Here is an 18,481-nt window from a genome sequence, read left to right as displayed (position 1 = left end):
CGGTCCGTACGGGAGAGGGGCGGGGTCCGGACCCCGCCCCTTTCGCGTACCCGGGGTCAGAGCGCGGGGTAGTCGATGTAGCCCTCGGGGCCGCCGGCGTACATGGTGGCGGGGTCCGGGGCGGCGTAGGGGCCGTCGGTCTTCAGGCGGGCGGGCAGGTCGGGGTTGGCGATGAAGTGCCTGCCGTACGCGACGAGGTCGGTGGTGCCGTCCTCGACGAGGGCCAGGGACTCGGCGCCGGTCGGGGCTTCGCCGGTGGCCGGGTTGAGGATGAAGGTGCCGGCGAACCGCTTGCGCAGGTCGAGGACGAGGGGGCGGCGCTCGGGGCCGGTCTCCAGGACGTGGAGATAGGCGATGCCGACGGGCTCGATCGCGGCGAGGAGCTGGGTGTAGAGCTCCTCGGTGTCGGTCTCGCTGATGTCGTTCAGGGTGTTGGCCGGGGAGATGCGCAGGCCGGTGCGCTCGGGGCCGATCTCGGCGGCGACGGCCTTGACGACCTCGACGGCGAAGCGGATGCGGTTCTCGACGGGGCCGCCCCACTCGTCGGTGCGGTGGTTGGAGCCGGAGGCGAGGAACTGCTGGATCAGATAGCCGTTGGCGCCGTGGATCTCGACGCCGTCGAAGCCGGCCTCGACGGCGTTGCGGGCGGCGGAGGCGAAGCCGGCGACGGCCTCGCGCACCTGGTCGCCGGTGAGTTCGCGCGGGGTGACGAACTCCTTGGGGCCCTCGTGGGTGTAGACCTGGCCGGCGGCGGCGACGGGCGAGGGGCCGACGGGGTGGAGGTCGCCGTCGAGGATGTCGGGGTGGCCGATGCGTCCGGAGTGCATGAGCTGGGCGAAGATCCGTCCGCCGCGCTCGTGGACGGCGGTGGTGACCTCGCGCCAGGCGGCGATCTGCTCGCGGCTGTGGAGTCCGGGGGTGTTCGGGTAGCCCTGGCCCTCGGGGACCGGCTGGACGCCTTCGCTGATGATCAGCCCGGCGGAGGCGCGCTGGGCGTAGTACTCGGCGACGATCGCCGGAGGCGTGCCGTCCTGGCCGTTGGCCCGGCTGCGGGTCATGGGGGCCATGGCGATGCGGTTGGCGAGGCGGGTACCGGCGAGGTCGATGGGGTCGAATGCTGTGGTCACGGCTGTCCCTCACATGAATATGTGGTCGGCCAACTAATCGGGCCGCTGTCACTGTAACCCATTCATTGGCCGACCAAGGTAATCTTGTGGCAAGAGCCGTCCCGAGGAGTCCGCATGTCAGGAACCGACCCCGTCTGTACCGCCCCGTCCGCAGGGCCGCAGCCCTCCGCCTCGTGCACCGGGACCGTCAGTCACACCCTGGCGTGGGTCGCGCGGCTCCATCGGATCGCCATGGGCCGGCGGCTGCGGGACCTCGGCCTCTACCCGGGCCAGGAGCTGATGATGATGCGCCTGTGGGACTGCGGGGCGGTCCGCCAGTCGGAGCTCATCCAGTCGCTCGGCCTGGACCCCTCCACGGTGACGAAGATGCTCCAGCGCATGGAGCAGTGCGGATACGTCCGCCGCAGCCCGGACCCGGCCGACCGGCGCGCGGTCCTGGTCGCGGCGACGGAGGAGGGCCTCGCCCTGCGCGCCGGCGTCGAGAACGCCTGGGCCGACCTGGAGCAGAGCACGCTGGCCGGGCTCGCCCCGGCCGAACGGGCGGAACTCGCCCGGCTGCTCGGCCTCGTGGGCGAGAACCTGGCGAAGGAGGCGGGCGAGGACGCCTGCGCGCCCGGGCCGGGCGCCCTCTGCTGACGGGGCCGCCATGGCCGGGCGCCCTCTGCTGAGCACCGGCCCGCCACGACCGGACGCCCTCCGCCGGACGCCCCCGGAGCGGCAGAGCTCGGCCCGCCGGCGGTTCAGCCCGCCAGGACCTCCAGGGCGCGGTCCACGTCCGCCGCCGTGTTGTACAGGTGGAAGGAGGCCCGCAGATGGCCCGCGCGGGCCGAGAGCAGGACACCGGCCTCGCGCAGGGCGTCCGCACGGTCCCCGAGACCGGGGACGGCCACGACCGTCGAGTCGTCCATGACCGGCGCGTGCCCGAGGTCGAGGAGCCCGGAGCGGAAGCGGGCGGCGAGCCCCTTGTCGTGTGCCTCGATCCGCTCGATGCCGATCTCCTCCAGGAGCGCGAGCGAACGGGCCGCCCCGTGGTACGAGAAGAAGGCCACCGGCTCGTCGAAACGGCGGGCGGAGCGGGCCAGTTCACGCACCGGGCCGTAGCTGTTGACCCACAGCTCCTCGCCCGTGACCCAGTTGGCGTGGATCGCGAGGAGCGAGTCCTGCGCCTCCTCGGTGACGGTGAGGAAGGACGCCCCGCGCGGGCAGAGCAGGTACTTGTAGCCGCCGGCGACCGTGTAGTCCCACTCCCCCGCGTTCAGCGGCAGCCAGCCCGCCGACTGGGTGGCGTCCAGGAGGGTGCGGGCTCCGTGGGCGGCGGCCGCCTCCCGGATCGCCGCGAAGTCGGCCGTGCGCCCGTCCGCCGACTGCACGGCGGAGAACGCGACGAGCGCGGTCCCGGGCCGGACGGACTCGGCCAGCCGGTCCAGGGGCGCGAAGCGGGTCTTGAGGTCGCCGCGGATCGTGAAGGGGGTGATGACGGAGGAGAAGTCGCCCTCGGGGAAGAGGACCTCGGACCCGGCGGGCAGCGACTGGGCGATCATCCCGCAGTGGACGGCGACCGAGCTGCCCACGGCGACGCGCTCGTGGGAGACACCGGCGATCCGGCCGAAGGCGGCGCGCGCCTCGTCCACGATGTCGAAGCTGCCCGCGCCGTCGGGGCGGCCGTCGGCGGTCTCCTCGGCGAGGAGGGTGACGGCCTCGATCGTCCGGCGGGGCAGCAGTCCGCAGGCGGAGGTGTTCAGATAGGTCTTCTTGGGCGCGAACTCGGCGCCGCCGAGCGGCTGGTCAAGGGAATCCATGGCCCCACCCTGGATTCCCCACGATCACCCGTCAATGGCGATTCGATCGTGGGGACACCCAAGCCGCGCTTATCTCCGCAGGTCAGCGGGTCAGGCCTGCGGGACCTCGCAGGCACCGTCCGGCCCGCAGGCCTCCGCGTCGGTGCCGACCGGCTGGAGGACCCGGCCCTGCCAGGCCTGCTCCAGGGCCTGGGTGAAGACCTCGGCGGGCTGGCCGCCGGAGACGCCGTAGCGGCGGTCGAGGACGAAGAACGGCACGCTGTTGGCGCCGAGTTCCGCCGCCTCGCGCTCGTCCTCGCGTACGGCATCGGCGTAGGCGGTCTCGTCGGCGAGGACGGCGCGGACCTCGGCCTCGTCGAGACCGGCCTCCACACCGAGCGTCACAAGGGTCTCGGCGTCGAAGACGGAGCGCTCCTCGGCGAAGTTGGCCCGGTAGGCCAGGTCCAGGAGCTCGCTCTGCCGGCCGCGCTCCTTGGCGAGGTGCAGCAGCCGGTGGATGTCGAAGGTGTTGCCGTGGTCGCGGCCGTCGGTGCGGTAGCCGAGGCCCTCGGAGTGCGCGTTCGAGGCGACGTGCGCCTCCATGGCGCGGGCCTCGTCGAGGGTGCGGCCGTACTTCTTCGCGAGCATCTCCAGGACGGGGCCGGTGTCGCCCTTGGCGCGGTGCGGGTCGAGCTCGAAGGAGCGGTGCACGACCTCGACGTCGTCGCGGTGGGCGAAGGCCGCGAGCCCCTTCTCGAAGCGGGCCTTGCCGATGTAGCACCAGGGGCAGGCGATGTCGCTCCAGATCTCGACGCGCATGTGACTTCTCTCCGAGGGGTTGCCGGTGGGGTGTACCTGGAGGGAACGTGCCCACCGGTCCTGTTCATTCCGTTTCGGCGCCCGGTGTGAGCCGGAGCACCAGACGGCTGAAGGAGGAGCGGTAGGCGCTGGGGGTGAGGCCGGTACGGCGCAGGAGGTGCCGGCGCAGCGAGTCCGCGGTGCCGAGGCCGCTCGCGCGGGCCACCTGGTCCATGGCGAGGGAGGTGGTCTCCAGGAGCTCCTTCGCCCGCTCGACGCGCTGGTGGAGCAGCCACTGGAGCGGGCTGACCCCGGTCTCGGCGTGGAAGCGGCGCGAGAGGGTGCGGACGGAGACCCCGGCGTGCCGGGCGAGGTCGGTGAGGCCGAGGGGTTCGTCGAGGTGTTCCATCGCCCACGCGCGCGTGTCGGCGAAGGAGGCGCCTCGCTCGGGCGGCAGCGGGGTCTGGGTGAACTGGGTCTGGCCGCCGGGCCGGACGGGCGCGACGAGGGCGAGCCGGGCGACGGTGTTGGCGACGGCCGCGCCGTGGTCGGTGCGGATGACGTGCAGGCAGAGGTCGATGCCCGCCGCGTATCCGGAGGAGGTGAGCACGGGACCGTCCTGGACGAAGAGGACGTCGTCCTGGAGGTCGACGGCCGGGTGCCGGGCGGCGAGCAGCGGACGGTAGGCCCAGTACGTCGTCGCGGCGCGGCCGTCGAGCAGTCCGGCCTCGGCGAGCGCGAAGGCGCCGGTGCAGATGGAGGCGATGCGCTTGCCCCCGGCGGCGGACGCGCGCAGGACGTCGAGGACGCGCGGGTCGGGGTCCTCGTAGGCCCCGCTGCCCGCGAGGATCACGGTGTCGGCCCCTTCCACGGCTTCGAGTCCGTGCGGGACGACCAGGTCGAGGCCGCCGCTGGTGGTGACGGGCCCGGGGTCGGGGGCGCAGATGACCGTCTCGTACCCGGGTCCGCCGTCGATCTCGACCTTGCCGAAGAGCATCTCCGGGATGGCCAGGTTGAACATCGAGACGGGCGGGGCGGCGATCACGGCGACGCGCCGCACACGGGAACCGACGGACCCGGCGGGCGCGGCGGGCGAGGGACTCCTCGGCGGCATGGCCAGAACCTCCGGTCGTATGGCATTCCAGCCACTACTGTACGGGCGCGCAGGTCACGAAGGTGGACCCATGTCCTCGACACTGCTCACCAAGGCTCCCGTCGCCGGTCGCGACGCCCCCGCCCCCGGCCCCGCGCTCGCCGCGGCCATGCTCGGCTTCGCCCTCATCACCCTCGACACCTCCGTCGTCAACGTCGCCCTGCCCGCGATCGGCACCGACCTGCGGGCCGGGATGTCCGGGCTCCAGTGGGTCGTCGACGCGTACACGCTGGCCTTCGCCGCGCTCCTGCTCTCCAGCGGGGCGCTGGCCGACCGGGTCGGGGCGAGCCGGGCGTACGGGGCGGGGGTCGTCGTCTTCACGCTCGCCTCGGCCGCCTGCGGCCTGGCCCCGGGTCTGCCGGGGCTCCTGGCGGCCCGGACGGTGCAGGGCGTGGCGGCGGCCGTGATGCTGCCGGCCTCCCTCGCACTCGTGCGGGAGGCGTACGGCGATCCGGGGCGGCGGGCCCGGGCGGTCTCGCTGTGGGCGGCGGGCGGCACGGTCGCCGTGGCGCTCGGTCCGGTCGCGGGCGGGGCGCTGACCACGACCTGGAGCTGGCGCGGCATCTTCTTCATCAACCTGCCGCTCGGGCTCCTCGCGCTCGCCCTGCTGACGCGGGTGGCGCGCTCGGCGCGGAGGCCGGCCGCCCTGGACCTGCCGGGCCAGCTGACGGCGATGACCGCGCTCGGGGCGCTGACCTTCGCGGCCATCGAGGGCGGTACGGAGGGCCGGTGGGCGCTGGGGATCGCGGTGGCCGCGTTCGGCGCGTTCCTGCTGATCGAGGCGCGGCGGCGGCAGCCGATGGTGCCGCTGGGGCTGTTCCGGAACACGACGGTGGCGGTGGCGGTGGCGGCGGGCTCGGCGAACAGCGTGGCGTTCTACGGCATGATCTTCGTGTTCGGCCTCTTCTTCCAGCAGGTGCTGGGGCTCTCGGCGCTCGGCGCGGGGCTGATGTTCCTGCCGATGACGGGGCTGCTCGCCGGGGTGAACATCCTGTCGGCGAGGGTGGCGGCGCGGTACGGCGCGCGGCTGCCGATCGTCCTGGGCCAGGCGGTCGCGGTCGCCGGACTGCTCGGTCTGCTCACCGTGGACGCGGACTCCTCGCGGGTGGCCCAGGCGCTGCTTCTCGTGCCGCTCGCGCTCGGGGCCGGTTTCTCCCTGCCGCCGCTGATCGCGGCCATGATGGAGGCCGTCCCGGCGGAGCGGGCGGGCACGGCGGCGGGCCTCCTCAACGCGATCCGGCAGACGGCGGGCGCCCTCGCCATCGCGGTCTTCGGTTCCCTCGCGGCCCGCGACCTGGAGGCCGCCCTGCGCACGAGCCTCCTGATCAGCGCCGGCCTGCTGGCCCTGACCACCCTGGCCTCGCTGTGGCTGCCGCGCCGCGCGGGCAGGCCCTAGGCGCCCTTGCGGTACTGCCCCGGCGCCACCCCGTACTCCCGCTTGAAGGCCTTGGCGAAGGCGAACTCCGATGAGTAGCCGGAGCGTTCGGCGACCGCGCGGAGGGGCAGGTCGTCGGAGCGGAGGAGGCGGCCCGCCGTGGTCATGCGCCACCAGGTGAGGTACGCGAGGGGCGGCCGGCCGACGAGGGCGGTGAAGCGGCGGGCGAAGGCCGCGCGGGAGAGGCCCCCGAGCGCGCCGAGCTCCTCGACCGTCCACGCCCTGGCGGGGTCGCCGTGGAGGGCTCGCAGGGCGCCTGCGACGGACGGGTCGCTGAGCGCGGCCGACCAGCCGGTGGAGCGGTCGCCGCGTTCGGCGAGCCACCAGGTGCGCAGCAGGTACAGGAGCAGGGTGTCGAGGAGGGCGGGGACGATCGCGTCGGATCCCGGCTGGGGTTCGGCGAGTTCGGCGCCGAGCAGGTCGACGGCGGCGCGCAGCCGGGGGTGGGCGCCGACGCGTGCGGGGACGTGGACGAACGGCGGCAGCTCGGTGAGCAGGGGGTGGGCGCGGGCCCGGCTGAGCCGGTAGGCGCCGCAGAGCAGCACGATCTCCTCGGTGCCGACGGGTCCCCGGTCGGGCCGGGTGGGCCAGGAGCCGTCGGGGGCGGGCAGGACGTCGACGAGCGGGGTGCCGGGATGGTCGGCGATTCCGTGGCCGGTGCCGTGGGCGAAGAGGACGACGTCACCGGGGGCGAGCCGGACGGGCGCGGCGTCGTCCGGGGGCAGCAGCCAGGCGGTGCCCTGGAGCACGACGTGGAATCCGGCGCTGTCGCTCGACGGGTAGCGGACGCCCCAGGGGGCGAGGCGGACGGTGCGGGAGGAGTGCGGGAGCCCGGTGCGCATGGCGGCGATGGCATCGCTCAGAACGTCCATGACCTGAACGGTAGCGTGCGAGACGATCGGACATGACCCGGAGTCGAGGAGACATGGATCGTCTTCCTCGCGGCTCCTAACGTCGAGGGCATGACGACAACAGCCATGACGACGAAGGCAGTTCTGTTCCACGAGCTCGGCGGCCCCGAGGTCCTGAAGGTCGAGGAGGTACCGCTGCCGGCCCCCGGTCCCGGGGAGGTGCTGATCCGGGTCGAGGCGATCGGACTCAACCGCGCCGAGGCGCTGTTCCGCGCCGGCACCTACTACTACCCGGCGACGCTGCCGGGTTCGCGGCTCGGTTACGAGGCGGCGGGCGTGGTCGAGGCGGTGGGCGCGGGGGTCACCGCGTACGCCCCGGGCGACCCGGTGATGGCGGCGGCCAACTTCGAGTTCGGGACGCACGGCGTGTACGCGGAGCGGGTGGTGCTCCCCGAGGAGTACGTGGTGGCCCGGCCCGCGGGGGTGGACGCGGTGACGGCGGCGGCGGTGTGGCTGAGCTACTTCACCGCGTACGGCGGGATGGTGGTGACCGGCGGGCTGCGCCCCGGCGACCATGTGGTGATCACGGGCGCGTCGAGCGGGGTGGGGACGGCCGCGATCCAGACGGCGCTGCGAATCGGGGCCGTACCGATCGCCGCCACCCGCGGCGAGGGCAAGCGGAAGCGGCTCCTCGGACTGGGGGCGGCGCACGTGATCACCACCGACACCGAGGACCTGGTCGACGAGGTGCGGCGGATCACCGGAGGCAGGGGCGCGGACCTGGCGTTCGACGCGATCGGCGGGCCCGGCTTCGCCCGGCTCGGGGACGCGCTGCGGACCGGTGGCACCGCCGTCCTGTACGGCTGGCTGGACCCGCGGCCGGTCGAGCTCTCCCGGAACTGGCCGCTGGCCACGCACACGTACGCGAACGGGGCACTGGCCAGGACCGAGGAGGGCCGCCGGCTCGCGGCGGGCTTCATCGGCTCGGGGCTGCGGGACGGCTCCCTGGCGCCGGTGATCGCCGAGACCTTCGACGGTCTGGAGCGGATCACCGACGCCCATCGGCTGATGGAGACGAACACGCACTTCGGGAAGATCGTGGTGCGGGTCGGTTCCTAGCGCCTCGGAAGTCCCAGCGGGTTGCCGTCGCGGAGTTCCGGCGGGAGGAGGTGGTCGGGCGTCGACTGGTACGTGACCGGGCGCAGCCAGCGCTCGATCGCGGTCGCGCCGACCGAGGTGGAGGTGGAGGTGGTGGCCGGGTAGGGGCCGCCGTGGTGCTGGGCGGGCGCGACGGCGACGCCGGTGGGCCAGCCGTTGACGAGGACGCGGCCGGCGAGGGGCGTGAGCTCGGCGAGCAGCGGCGCGGCCGCCTCGTCGTCCTCGGCGATGTGCAGGGTGGCCGTGAGGTTGCCGGGGAGCAGGCCGAGGACGGCGGTCACCTCCTCCCGGGTGGAGTAGCGGGCGACGACGGTGACCGGTCCGAAGCACTCCTCCAGGAGGAGGCGGTGGCCGCCGTCGGCGAGCGCGGCGGCGTCGACGGCGAGGACGCCGGCGCTGACGGTGTGGGCGCCGCCCGCGCCGGGGGTGACCGGGGTGTGGACCCCGGCGAGCGCGGCGCGCTCGGCGACCCCGGCGACGAAGGCGTCCCGCATCCGGTGGTCGAGCATGACGGCCGGCTCGGTCTCGCTGACGGCGGCGGTGAGGGCGTCGAGGAAGCGGTCGCCGTCCGCGCCTCGGGGGGCGAGCACGAAGCCGGGCTTGGTGCAGAACTGGCCGACGCCCAGGGTCATGGAGCCGGCGAGCCCGGCGCCGATCTCCTCGGCGCGCTCCGCGGCGGCGGCCTCGGTGATCACGACCGGGTTGAGGGAGCCGAGTTCGCCGTGGAAGGGGATGGGGACGGGCCGGGCGACGGCCTCGTCGAAGAGGGCCCGGCCGCCGCGGATCGAGCCGGTGAAGCCCGCCGCCGCGACGAGCGGGTGACGGACGAGCTCCACGCCCGCGTCGAAGCCGTGGACGAGGACGAGGACGTCCTCGGGGAGCCCGGTCCTGGCGGCGGCCCGGCGCAGCAGGGAGGCGCAGAGTTCGGAGGTGGCCGGGTGGTCGGGGTGGGCCTTGACGACCACGGGGCAGCCGGCGGCGAGGGCGCTGGCGGTGTCGCCGCCGGGGACGGAGAAGGCGAGGGGGAAGTTGCTGGCGGCGTAGACGGCGACGACGCCGAGCGGGATCTTCCAGCGGCGCATGTCGGGCCGGGGCGGGGTGGCCGCGGGGTCGGGCGCGTCGATCCGGACGTCGAGGAAGGAGCCCTCCTCGACGACCTCGGCGAAGGCACGCAACTGGGCGGTGGTGCGGGCGAGTTCGCCGGTGAGCCGGACGGGGCCGAGGGCGGTCTCGGCGTCGGCCGCCTCGACGACGTGCTCGCCGGAGGCGTCGAGGAGGTCGGCGGCGGTACGGAGGAAGGCGGCCCGCAGCACCCGGTCGGCGAGGGCCTCGCGGGCGGCGTGCGCGGCCCGGACGGCGCGGTCGACCTCGTCGGCTGTGGCCTCCACCGCAACCTGCTCGCGCGGCTTCCCCGTCCGGGGGTCCACACTCCACACTGGTTCTGCCGCCACCGCCACGCCCCTGTTCGCTATTCTGAACACAGTTCCCGTAGATGAACGCATCTGGGCGGGACTCTATTGACGGCCCGGCCGTCTCCACAAGGGCCCCGTTCGGCCGGGGCGGCCGGTGGGCGGCCGGACAACGGAAAAGGGGCGAGGGTGATGGCGACTGCCGACGCGGGTGGGGCACAGGTGAAGTCCGCGGTGCGGACCGTGGAGCTGCTCGAGTACTTCGCGGGGCGCCCCGGGATGCATTCGCTCGCCGCCGTCCAGGAGGCCGTCGGCTATCCCAAGTCCAGCCTGTACATGCTGCTGCGCACCCTGGTCGAACTGGGCTGGGTGGAGACGGACGCGACGGGCACGCGGTACGGGATCGGGGTGCGGGCGCTGCTCGTCGGCACCTCGTACATCGACGGCGACGAGGTGGTGGCCGCCTCCCGGCCCACCCTCGACCGGCTCTCCGACGACACCACCGAGACCATCCACCTGGCCCGGCTCGACGGCACCAACGTCGTGTACCTGGCGACCCGTCAGTCCCAGCACTATCTGCGGCCGTTCACCCGGGTCGGCCGCCGGCTGCCCGCGCACTCGACCTCGCTGGGCAAGGCGCTGCTCGCCACCCACAGCGACGAGCAGGTGCGCAAGCTGCTCCCCGAGACCCTCCCGGCGCTGACCGAGCACACGATCACCGACCGCGAGGAGCTCATCGAGGAGCTGCGCGTCATCCGCGAGCAGGGCTACTCGGTGGACCGCGAGGAGAACACCCTGGGGCTGCGCTGCTTCGGCGTCGCGATCCCCTACCGGACCCCGGCGCGGGACGCGATCAGCTGCTCGGTGCCGGTGGCGCGGCTCACCCCGGCCCACGAGCAGATGATCAAGGACGCGCTGTTCGACGCGCGGGACCGGCTGACGCTGGCGACCCGCCGCCTCTGAACCGCCGGGTCACGCGCGGTCGGCGAGGGCCTTCTGCCACACGGGGCTGTCGACGTAGTGGTTGTCGTACTGCTCCGAGGAGGCCTTGATCTCCTCGAAGCTCGCCTCGCCCCGCATGACGCGGCCGAGGAGGCGCAGGTAGTCGAAGCGGGCCATGCCGGGCGTGAAGACGAAGAGGACGTCGGCCTCGGCGCCGGGCGCCGCCGCGAAGGCGTGCGGGGTGTGCGGCGGGACGAGGAGGAAGTCGCCCTGCTCCAGGACGGTCAGCTCCTCGCCGACCAGGACCTGGAGCGAGCCGCCGAGCACGAAGAACATCTCCGAGGCCTTGGTGTGGAAGTGCGCCGGGGCGCCGACCGCGCCCTTCGCGAACGAGGAGCGGTAGCTGGTGAGCTGACCCCCGGTGGTGTCGGAGTCGGCGAGCAGGGTCATCACGCTGCTCGGGTCGGCGGTGGTCTCGGCGGTGGCGGCGCGGGTGAGGAGCGGGGCGAAGGTCTCGATCTCGTTCATGATCACTACTCTAGAAGGCCATTGACCCCCGCAGCAGGGTCAATCGATCACCAGAAACATGGGTCAATCTGGATCCGGCCTGACGGCGGGAGGAGGGCCCCTCCCCCGCGCGGCGGAGGCGGTTCACCGCTCGGCAGGAGGTGGCGGCCGGGGCCCGCGCGGGAGCGTGGAGCCATGACACAGACCGCGCGTCCCACCGCACCGGCACCCGCCGCCGGCCCTCGCCCGAGCACCGCCCGCCGGGCGCTGCGCGCCCTCGCGATCCTCGCCTGCCTCCCGTACATCTCGCTCAAGATCGCCTGGGTGGCGGGCAGCGAGATCGGCATCCCGGCCGGGAGCGCGCTCCTGGAGCACCGGCAGCTGCTGGTGATCGCCAACTCGGTCTCGGTCGTCGCCGACGTCCTCGTCGCCGTCCTCGCCCTGCTGCTCACCCAGGCCTGGGGCCGGCGGTTCCCCGCCTGGCCGCTCGCCCTCCCCATGTGGGCGGCGACCGGGCTGCTCGCCCCGATCATGGCCGGCTATCCCACGCAGCTCGCGGTCGCCCTCTTCACCGGCGACGAGAAGGCCGCCGCGCCCGCCGAACCCTTCCTGGACGACTGGGTCTTCGCCGTCGTCTACGGCGGGTTCATCCTCCAGGGCCTCTCCCTCGGCACCCTCTTCGCCCTGTACACCCGGGACCGCTGGGGCCATCTGTGGCAGGGCCGGCTCGGCGAGCTGCCCGCCCGCACCTCCGGTCCCGGCGCGCGGGCCCTCGCCGTGGCCGGTGCCGTGGTCTCCCTCCTGCCCGCCACGCTCCACCTGCTGTGGGCGACCGGCTCGACCACGGGCCTGTCCGCCCGGCGGATCGCCGAACGCGACTCCGACTTCTACGTCCTGGAGGCCGAGTGGGTCGGCTTCCTCGTCGTCGCCGTCGCCCTGACCCTGTTCCTGGTGCTGCGCCGGCCCGCCCGCCTCCGGGTCCGCACCACGCTCGCCCTGGCCTGGACGGCCTCGGGTGCCGTCGGCTGCTGGGGCGCCTACATGTCGCTCGTCGCCCTGCTGCCGGATCCGGATCCGACGAAGCGCATCCCCGGGCTCGTACAGCTGTCCTACGCTGGCGAGATGATCACCGGGTTCCTTCTCGCCGCGTGCGTGGCGGCTTACTTGAGGAAGAGCGCAGCCCTGCGGCGGAGCGCCGACGCGTGAGACCGGTGCGGGCTCTGTTCGGGCAGCGCGCCAGGCTGCGCTGGCTCCATCTGATCCTGGGCGGCGCGCTGTTCATGCCGTTCTGGATGGTCGGCTCCCTGATCGTGGCGCCGCTGCTGGACGACGGCGGCATGTTCACCGGCGGCCTCGGGACACAGCTCTGGGCGTACGCGGCGGGGCTGCCGCTCGCCGCGGTCACCGCGCTCTTCCCGCTGGCCCGCCCGATGTCGGTGGCGGCGGCGCGGGCCCTGTGCGGGGTGGAGCCGGACCGGTTCGCGGACGGCCCCGCGCGCGGCCGGGAGGCCAGGGCCCGGACGGCCGGCTGGTTCACCCTGCACCTGGGCGCCGGGGCGCTGCTCAGCGGGGCGACGCTGGCCCTGCCGCCGTTCGCGGCCGCGGTCATGGCGCTGCCGTTCTCGCCGGCCCTCCGCACCTCCGAACTCGGCCGGTTCTGGGGGCTCGACCGGGCCTGGGTCTGGGCGGCACTCCCCGCCGGCCTCCTGATGCTGCTCGCGCTCGCCGCCGCCGCCGCCGCGACCGGGGCCCTGCTCGCCCGGCAGGCGCCCCGGCTGCTCGGGCCGAGCCCGGCGGACCGGCTCGCGGCGGCCGAGCGACGCGCCGCCGAGGCCGAGTCCCGCAACCGGCTCGCCCGCGAACTGCACGACTCGGTCGGCCACGCCCTGAGCGCGGTCACCCTCCAGGCGGGCGCGGCCCGCCGGGTCCTGGACGGCGACGCGGCCGACCTGGAGTTCGTCCGGGAGGCGCTGACCGCGATCGAGGAGACCACCCGGCGCACGGTCGGCGAACTGGACTGGGTCCTCGGCCTGTTGCGCCGGGGCGGGGAGGTCGAGGAGGGCGTGGGCCCGGGGCTCGACGCCCTGGAGGCCCTGGTGCGGGGCGCCGGTCCGCGGGTGGCGCTGACGGTGGACGGCGCCCTGGGCTCCGTACCGGAGGCGCTGTCCCGGGAGGCGTACCGGATCGTCCAGGAGGGGCTGACGAACGCGGCCCGGCACGCGGGCGGCGCGCCCGTCACCGTACGGCTCGACGCCCGTACCGAGGAATTGGAGATCACGATGGAGAACCCCCTCCCCGACCGTCCCCCGGTCACCCGGCCCGACGGCGGGCGCGGCCTGCGCGGGATCGCCGAGCGGGCCGGGCTCCTCGGCGGCACCGCCGAGGCGGGTCCGGCGGACGGCGCCTGGCGCCTCGCGGTCAGGATCCCCCGGTGAGCGCCCCCATCAGGGTCGTCCTCGCCGACGACGAGCGGATGGTCCGGACGGCCCTGCGGGTCATCCTGGACGCGGAACCCGGCCTGGAGGTCGTCGGCGAGGCGTCCACGGGCGCCGAGGCGGTGGCGGTGGTGCGGGCGGAGCGGCCGGACGTCGTCCTCATGGACGTGCGGATGCCGGAGATCGACGGGATCCGGGCCACCGAGCAGATCCTCGCCGGGATGGCGGAGCCGCCCCGGATCGTGGTGGTGACGACCTTCGAGAACGACTCCTACGTGTACGACGCGCTGCGCGTGGGCGCGGCCGGCTTCCTCCTGAAGCGGGCGGCGGCCGACGAACTGGTGAGCGCGGTCCGGCTGGTCGCGCGGAGCGACTCGCTGCTCTACCCGGCGGCGGTACGGGGGCTGGCCGCCGAGCACGCCCGCCGCCGGCCGCCGGTGGCACCGCCCTGGGTGGCGCGGCTCACCGAGCGGGAGGCGGAGGTGCTGCGCCTGGTGGCGACGGGCCTCACGAACGCCGAGATCGCCGGCCGGATGGGCGTCGGACCGGCCACGGTGAAGACGCACGTGGCGGCGGTCCTGGCGAAACTGGGCGCCCGCGACCGCACCCAGGCGGTGATCCTGGCGTACGAGTCGGGGTTCGTACGGACGGGCTGAGGCCCCCGCCGGCGGCGGGGGCCCGGGTCTCACGACCGCGTGGCGATCCCGCAGTCACCGCGGCCGTCGGTGATCGGACCCGTGCGGTCGTACGGGTCGACCACCTTGCCGTCCGCGTCGGCGCCCGCCCCTCCGCCGCCGAACTCCGGCCGGAAGGAGCCGGTGACGTCGCCGCAGCCGCCGTTCGTCAGGTAGGTCTTGTACGACAGGAGGCTGAGGGTCCCCTTCTCCGTGCTGACCTTCGCCGGATCGTCCCAGCTCACCACGGTCTCGCGGCGCACGATCACCCGCACGACCTCGTCGCCGCCGCCGGCCGGCGCGACCGGGTACACGTACGTGACGTCGGCGGTCACCTCCAGGGCTCCGAGCCGCCCCTCGCGGTAGGAGAGGCGGCCGCGGGTCTTCACCACGTCCCCGGCCGGGCGCGCCTGCGCGGGGTCGAAGCGGCTGAAGAGCAGCAGCGGGTCGTGGTCCTCGTCCGGGGTGCGCAGCGAGGTCGTCACGAAGGTCGTGACGTCCTTCTGGTGCGGGTTCATCAGGGCGACGGCCTTGTCCGGGCGCGCGCCGCGCAGCACCGCCGGGTCCAGGTTGGACGCGACGAGGAAGTCACGGGTCCGCGCGAGCGCCCGCTCCACCTCGGCCTCAGTCATCCAGCCGGTCGCCCGGGCGGCGGGCACGGTGATGCCGGCCGTGCCGTCCGCCCAGCGCACCGCCGGGGAGCCCCGGAAGGGCTCGGCGAGGGTGGGCCTCCCGCCCGGCTCGGCGGGAGGCGCCTCGTCCGGTCGCGCCGTCTCCTGCGCGAGGGGCTTCGCGTCCCGGTCCCCGTCGCCGGACCAGCCGACGAGACCGCCCGGGTCCACGGCCGCGACGAGCAGCGCCAGCGAGGCCACGAACCCCGCCACGTACCAGCCCTTCCGCCGCCGGGGCCGCCCGGGCGTGTGGGCGCGCCAGGGCGTCGGCTCCGCGGGCCGGTCCCGCAGCCGGCCCGCGACCTCGCGGGCCCGCGCGGACGGCTCCTTCGGCGCGTCGCCGCCCTCGCCGGCGGTCCTCAGGAACTCCGCCCACACCTCGTCCGGAACGGACGAACCGTCCTTCTCCCCACCCGCGCTCACGCCGGCTCCTCCCCCGTACGTCTCCGGCCCCTCACCAGGGCCTCCTCATGATCGTCGCACAGGCCTCCGACATGAAGGTTCGCTGAGAAACGGCACACATCCGGAACGCCCGGCACCGGCCCGTTCGTCCCCAGAAGTGCGATGAACAAGACGATCAGGCACACGTCGGTCTTCGTCCTGATCCTGGTGCTCGCCCTCCTCGGGCGGGCCACCTGGGTGCAGGCGTACGAAGGCAAGGCGCTCGCGGACGACTCGAAGAACCGGCGGAAGACCATCGCGCAGTACGCGCAGCCGCCCGGGAACATCGTCGTGGCCGGCTCACCGGTCACCGGCTCGAAGAAGACGGAGGGAACGGATCTCGCGTACAAGCGCACCTACACGGACGGCGAGCTGTACGCGGCCGTCACCGGCTACAGCTCGCAGGCGTACGGCGCCACCCAGCTGGAGGGCATCTACTCCAAGGTCCTCGACGGCACCGACGACCGGCTGAAGAACCCCGTGGACGCCGTCACCCGCAAGCAGCAGGAACCGGGCACCGTCGTCACCACGATCGACCCGGACGTGCAGAAGGCCGCTTACCGGGCGCTGGGCAACAAGAAGGGCGCGGCCGTCGCCGTCGACCCGGCGACCGGCCGGATCCTCGCCATGGTCTCCACCCCGTCCTACGACCCGTCGAAGATCTCCGGGACGAACGACGGCGACGTCTGGAAGGAGCTGACCACCGACGAGGACAAGCCGCTGGTGAACCGCGCGCTCCGGCAGCCGCTCCCGCCCGGCTCCACCTTCAAGCTGGTCGTCGCTGCAGCCGCCCTGGAGGACGGCCTGTACGGCTCCGTGGACACGGCGACCACGAGCCCCGACCCGTACACCCTGCCGGGCACCCGGACCGTGCTGAAGAACGAGAACGCCTCCGCGCCCTGCGAGAACGCCACGATCCGCACCGCGCTCCAGTACTCCTGCAACAACGTCTTCGCCAAGATGGCCGCCGACCTGGGGCAGGACAAGGTGAAGGCGATGGCGGAGAAGTTCGGCTTCAACGACGACGAGCTGGACGTCCCGGTCCGCGCCTACGCGAGCGTGTACCCCTCCGGCATGGACAAGGCGCAGACGGCGCTCACCGGCATCGGTCAGTTCGACGTGACCGCCACCCCGCTGCAGATGGCCATGGTGTCGGCCGCGATCGCCAACGACGGCCTGCTCGCCGCCCCGCACATGGTCTCGCAGGTCGTCGACTCCGACGGCGACGCGCTGACGTCCTTCGAGGACGGGGACACCGAGCGGATCGTCTCCTCCTCGACGGCCGAGCAGCTGCGGAGCGCGATGGTGACCGTGGTGGAGAAGGGCACCGGCACCAACGCGGCCGTGGACGGCGCCGAGGTCGGCGGCAAGACCGGCACCGCGCAGCACGGCGAGAACAACAGCAAGACGCCGTACGCCTGGTTCACGTCCTACGCCAAGGACCCCTCGACCGGGAAGCAGGTCGCCGTCGCGGTGATGATCGAGGACTCGGGCGCGGCCCGCTCCGAGGTCAGCGGCAACGGCCTGGCGGCCCCGGTGGCGCAGAAGATGATGGAGGCGGCACTGAAGTGACGGGAGACGGGGGCCGATTGGCCGTCTGCCCCCGTCACACGATATGCAGGGGCACACCCCGCGATCCGAGTACGCATTCGAATCGCGGGGCGTGCCCCTGCTCCCGTCCCACGGAGGACCGCCGTGCGCCTGCCCCGTTCCCTGTCCGGCTGGACCATGGCGGTCTTCGGCGTGCTCGCCGCCGCCCTGGGAGTGGTGGGCCTGGTCGCCCCGGACGCCCTGCTCACCGTCATGGGCTTCGAGCCGGTGCCCGAGGGCGGACGCGCGGACGGAGACCACACCCTGGTCTTCCTGACGGCCTCCTCGATGGCCGCGCTCAACATGGGCGTCTACTACGTCCTGGCCGCGCTCGCCGACTGGAAGTCCTTCTTCCGCTGGACGGTCCCCTTCCGGCTGCTCACCTGCGCCGTCTTCACCCTCGCGGTCGTCACCGGCCGCGCCCCGGCCGGCTTCCTCGGCGTGGGCCTGTGGGAGGGGCTCGGCGCGGTGGTGACGGGACTCGCCCTGCGGTTCGAGAAGCGGGCGGCGCCGGGGGCGGAGGCCCCGGCGTGAGCGAGGGACCGGGCGCGTACGACCCGCTCGCCGGGCTCGACGGGGACCCGCGCTGCGCCGCCCGCTGGCCCGCCGCCTCGCCGGGGAGCGGCTCGGCTTCGGCTGCTTCTCGGTCCACGCCGAGGGCTGGTGGACGTACGAGCTGAGCCTGAGCGAGACCCTCGGCCCGCTCGCCGCCCACGCGGGCGTGCTGCTGCCTCCGCTGCGGGCCCGGCTGCGGGCCGCGCGGTCGGTGGACGAGGCGCGGGCCCTCTCCCAGGTCCTGACGGAGTGGGGCCCGGCCGCCGCGCCCGCGGTCCCGGAGCTGTGCGCCCTCCCGGAAAGCCCTGCGGCCGTGTGGGCGGCCGAGGCGCTCGCCGCGATCGGCCCGGAGGCGGCCGCGGTCGTGGACCGGGACCTGCTGCGGCGCCTGATCGACACCCCGCCCGGGGGTCAGCCCTTCGCCGCACGGGCGCCGGCCCGCGCCCACGGCCGGCTCACCGGCGACCGGGAGGCCGCGCTCGCCCTGTACCTGCCCGAGCTCGGCGAGCCGTACGGGATCGACCACGCGGCGATCGTGCTCGGCGAGCTGGGTCCGGCGGGCGCCCCGTACGCCGACCGGCTGCGCGAGCTGCTGCGCCGCGAGACCACGGGGTTGGTGCCGCTGCGGGTGGGCGAGGCGCTGTGGCGGATCACCGGGCGGGCCGACGAGGTGGTGCCGGCTCTGGTGGCGGCGATCGAGCCGTACACCGGCGGAGGCGTCACCCCGGCCGTCACGGAGACGGTCCGGCTGCTCGGGGAGATCGGCCCGGCCGCCGCCCCCGCCGCCCCCGTGCTCCGCTCCTTCCTGGACGCGGACGAGCGTCCGGTGGAGCACGGCGGCTGGCGGTCCGTCCCGGACGACGACGCGCTGTGCGCGGCGGCCCTCAGGGCGCTGACCGGCATGTCCGGGGGAACGGCCGCCGCCGGATAGGGCATCTGACCGATCCGCGACGACCG

18 protein-coding genes are annotated in these 18,481 nt (G+C 74.3%); 10 read left to right on the top strand and 8 right to left on the bottom strand.

Annotation, left to right across the window (positions count from 1 at the left end):
• Nucleotides 1-56: 56 nt before the first annotated feature.
• Nucleotides 57-1,127, bottom strand: coding sequence for an alkene reductase (locus IE237_RS15330; RefSeq protein WP_189802460.1), 1,071 nt, complete (start codon nucleotides 1,125-1,127; stop codon nucleotides 57-59).
• 114 nt (nucleotides 1,128-1,241) lie between these two features.
• On the opposite strand from IE237_RS15330, the gene IE237_RS15325 reads away from it, so the two are divergent.
• Entirely contained in the window at nucleotides 1,242-1,763 is a 522-nt protein-coding gene (locus IE237_RS15325) for a MarR family winged helix-turn-helix transcriptional regulator (RefSeq protein ID WP_189802459.1), read from the top strand.
• A 104-nt stretch (nucleotides 1,764-1,867) separates the two neighbouring features.
• On the opposite strand, the gene IE237_RS15320 is transcribed toward IE237_RS15325, so the two are convergent.
• The 3 genes from IE237_RS15320 to IE237_RS15310 form a co-directional block, all read right to left on the bottom strand.
• A complete protein-coding gene (locus IE237_RS15320; RefSeq protein WP_189802458.1) occupies nucleotides 1,868-2,926 on the bottom strand; it encodes an aminotransferase class V-fold PLP-dependent enzyme in 1,059 nt (352 codons plus the stop codon).
• A 90-nt stretch (nucleotides 2,927-3,016) separates the two neighbouring features.
• The gene (locus tag IE237_RS15315; protein WP_189802457.1) at nucleotides 3,017-3,724 is read right to left on the bottom strand and encodes a DsbA family oxidoreductase; all 708 of its coding nucleotides are present in this window, start codon (nucleotides 3,722-3,724) and stop codon (nucleotides 3,017-3,019) included.
• A gap of 64 nt (nucleotides 3,725-3,788) precedes the next feature.
• The gene (locus IE237_RS15310; RefSeq protein ID WP_189802456.1) at nucleotides 3,789-4,817 is read right to left on the bottom strand and encodes a GlxA family transcriptional regulator; all 1,029 of its coding nucleotides are present in this window, start codon (nucleotides 4,815-4,817) and stop codon (nucleotides 3,789-3,791) included.
• Between the two features lie 70 nt (nucleotides 4,818-4,887).
• Between IE237_RS15310 and IE237_RS15305 the strand changes: the two genes are divergently transcribed.
• Complete coding sequence (locus IE237_RS15305; RefSeq protein ID WP_189802455.1) at nucleotides 4,888-6,252, top strand: MFS transporter; 1,365 nt, start codon at nucleotides 4,888-4,890, stop codon at nucleotides 6,250-6,252.
• Here IE237_RS15305 and IE237_RS15300 read toward each other — a convergent pair.
• Complete coding sequence (locus tag IE237_RS15300; protein WP_189802454.1) at nucleotides 6,249-7,163, bottom strand: AraC family transcriptional regulator; 915 nt, start codon at nucleotides 7,161-7,163, stop codon at nucleotides 6,249-6,251. The genes IE237_RS15305 and IE237_RS15300 overlap by 4 nt on opposite strands.
• Before the next feature lie 90 nt (nucleotides 7,164-7,253).
• Between IE237_RS15300 and IE237_RS15295 the strand changes: the two genes are divergently transcribed.
• Nucleotides 7,254-8,261 (top strand): zinc-dependent alcohol dehydrogenase family protein, encoded by a 1,008-nt coding sequence (locus IE237_RS15295; RefSeq protein ID WP_189802453.1) that lies wholly within the window; start codon nucleotides 7,254-7,256, stop codon nucleotides 8,259-8,261.
• On the opposite strand, the gene IE237_RS15290 is transcribed toward IE237_RS15295, so the two are convergent.
• Nucleotides 8,258-9,751, bottom strand: coding sequence for an aldehyde dehydrogenase (NADP(+)) (locus IE237_RS15290; RefSeq protein WP_189802452.1), 1,494 nt, complete (start codon nucleotides 9,749-9,751; stop codon nucleotides 8,258-8,260). The two genes, IE237_RS15295 and IE237_RS15290, sit on opposite strands and share 4 nt — an antisense overlap.
• Nucleotides 9,752-9,901: 150 nt before the next feature.
• Between IE237_RS15290 and IE237_RS15285 the strand changes: the two genes are divergently transcribed.
• Nucleotides 9,902-10,672 (top strand): IclR family transcriptional regulator, encoded by a 771-nt coding sequence (locus tag IE237_RS15285; protein WP_189802451.1) that lies wholly within the window; start codon nucleotides 9,902-9,904, stop codon nucleotides 10,670-10,672.
• A gap of 9 nt (nucleotides 10,673-10,681) precedes the next feature.
• On the opposite strand, the gene IE237_RS15280 is transcribed toward IE237_RS15285, so the two are convergent.
• On the bottom strand, nucleotides 10,682-11,179 hold the full coding sequence (locus tag IE237_RS15280) for a cupin domain-containing protein (protein WP_189802450.1): 498 nt from the start codon (nucleotides 11,177-11,179) through the stop codon (nucleotides 10,682-10,684).
• A gap of 174 nt (nucleotides 11,180-11,353) precedes the next feature.
• On the opposite strand from IE237_RS15280, the gene IE237_RS15275 reads away from it, so the two are divergent.
• The 3 genes from IE237_RS15275 to IE237_RS15265 are packed head-to-tail and all read left to right on the top strand — an operon-like array spanning nucleotide 11,354 to nucleotide 14,249.
• On the top strand, nucleotides 11,354-12,364 hold the full coding sequence (locus tag IE237_RS15275) for a hypothetical protein (protein ID WP_189802447.1): 1,011 nt from the start codon (nucleotides 11,354-11,356) through the stop codon (nucleotides 12,362-12,364).
• Nucleotides 12,361-13,593, top strand: a complete 1,233-nt coding sequence (locus IE237_RS15270; RefSeq protein ID WP_189802446.1) for a sensor histidine kinase — start codon at nucleotides 12,361-12,363, stop codon at nucleotides 13,591-13,593. The genes IE237_RS15275 and IE237_RS15270 overlap by 4 nt, the downstream gene beginning before the upstream one ends.
• A gap of 8 nt (nucleotides 13,594-13,601) precedes the next feature.
• Nucleotides 13,602-14,249, top strand: coding sequence for a response regulator transcription factor (locus tag IE237_RS15265; protein ID WP_189802594.1), 648 nt, complete (start codon nucleotides 13,602-13,604; stop codon nucleotides 14,247-14,249).
• A gap of 29 nt (nucleotides 14,250-14,278) precedes the next feature.
• Here IE237_RS15265 and IE237_RS15260 read toward each other — a convergent pair whose 3' ends face one another.
• On the bottom strand, nucleotides 14,279-15,361 hold the full coding sequence (locus tag IE237_RS15260) for a serine/threonine-protein kinase (protein ID WP_189802445.1): 1,083 nt from the start codon (nucleotides 15,359-15,361) through the stop codon (nucleotides 14,279-14,281).
• Nucleotides 15,362-15,502: 141 nt separating this feature from the next.
• Between IE237_RS15260 and IE237_RS15255 the strand changes: the two genes are divergently transcribed.
• The 3 genes from IE237_RS15255 to IE237_RS15245 all read left to right on the top strand — a co-directional run bounded on the left by IE237_RS15255 (nucleotide 15,503) and on the right by IE237_RS15245 (nucleotide 18,455).
• Nucleotides 15,503-16,951: a peptidoglycan D,D-transpeptidase FtsI family protein gene (locus IE237_RS15255; protein WP_189802444.1), complete on the top strand. Its 1,449-nt coding sequence runs from the start codon at nucleotides 15,503-15,505 to the stop codon at nucleotides 16,949-16,951.
• A gap of 156 nt (nucleotides 16,952-17,107) precedes the next feature.
• Nucleotides 17,108-17,503, top strand: coding sequence for a hypothetical protein (locus IE237_RS15250; protein WP_190102830.1), 396 nt, complete (start codon nucleotides 17,108-17,110; stop codon nucleotides 17,501-17,503).
• 187 nt (nucleotides 17,504-17,690) lie between these two features.
• Nucleotides 17,691-18,455 (top strand): hypothetical protein, encoded by a 765-nt coding sequence (locus IE237_RS15245; protein WP_189802442.1) that lies wholly within the window; start codon nucleotides 17,691-17,693, stop codon nucleotides 18,453-18,455.
• Nucleotides 18,456-18,481 lie beyond the last annotated feature (26 nt).

Source organism: Streptomyces tanashiensis (genome assembly GCF_014648895.1).
Taxonomy (GTDB): domain Bacteria; phylum Actinomycetota; class Actinomycetes; order Streptomycetales; family Streptomycetaceae; genus Streptomyces; species Streptomyces tanashiensis.
The sequence above is the reverse complement of the archived record's forward strand: the minus strand, read 5'-3'. Positions and strand labels throughout refer to the sequence as shown.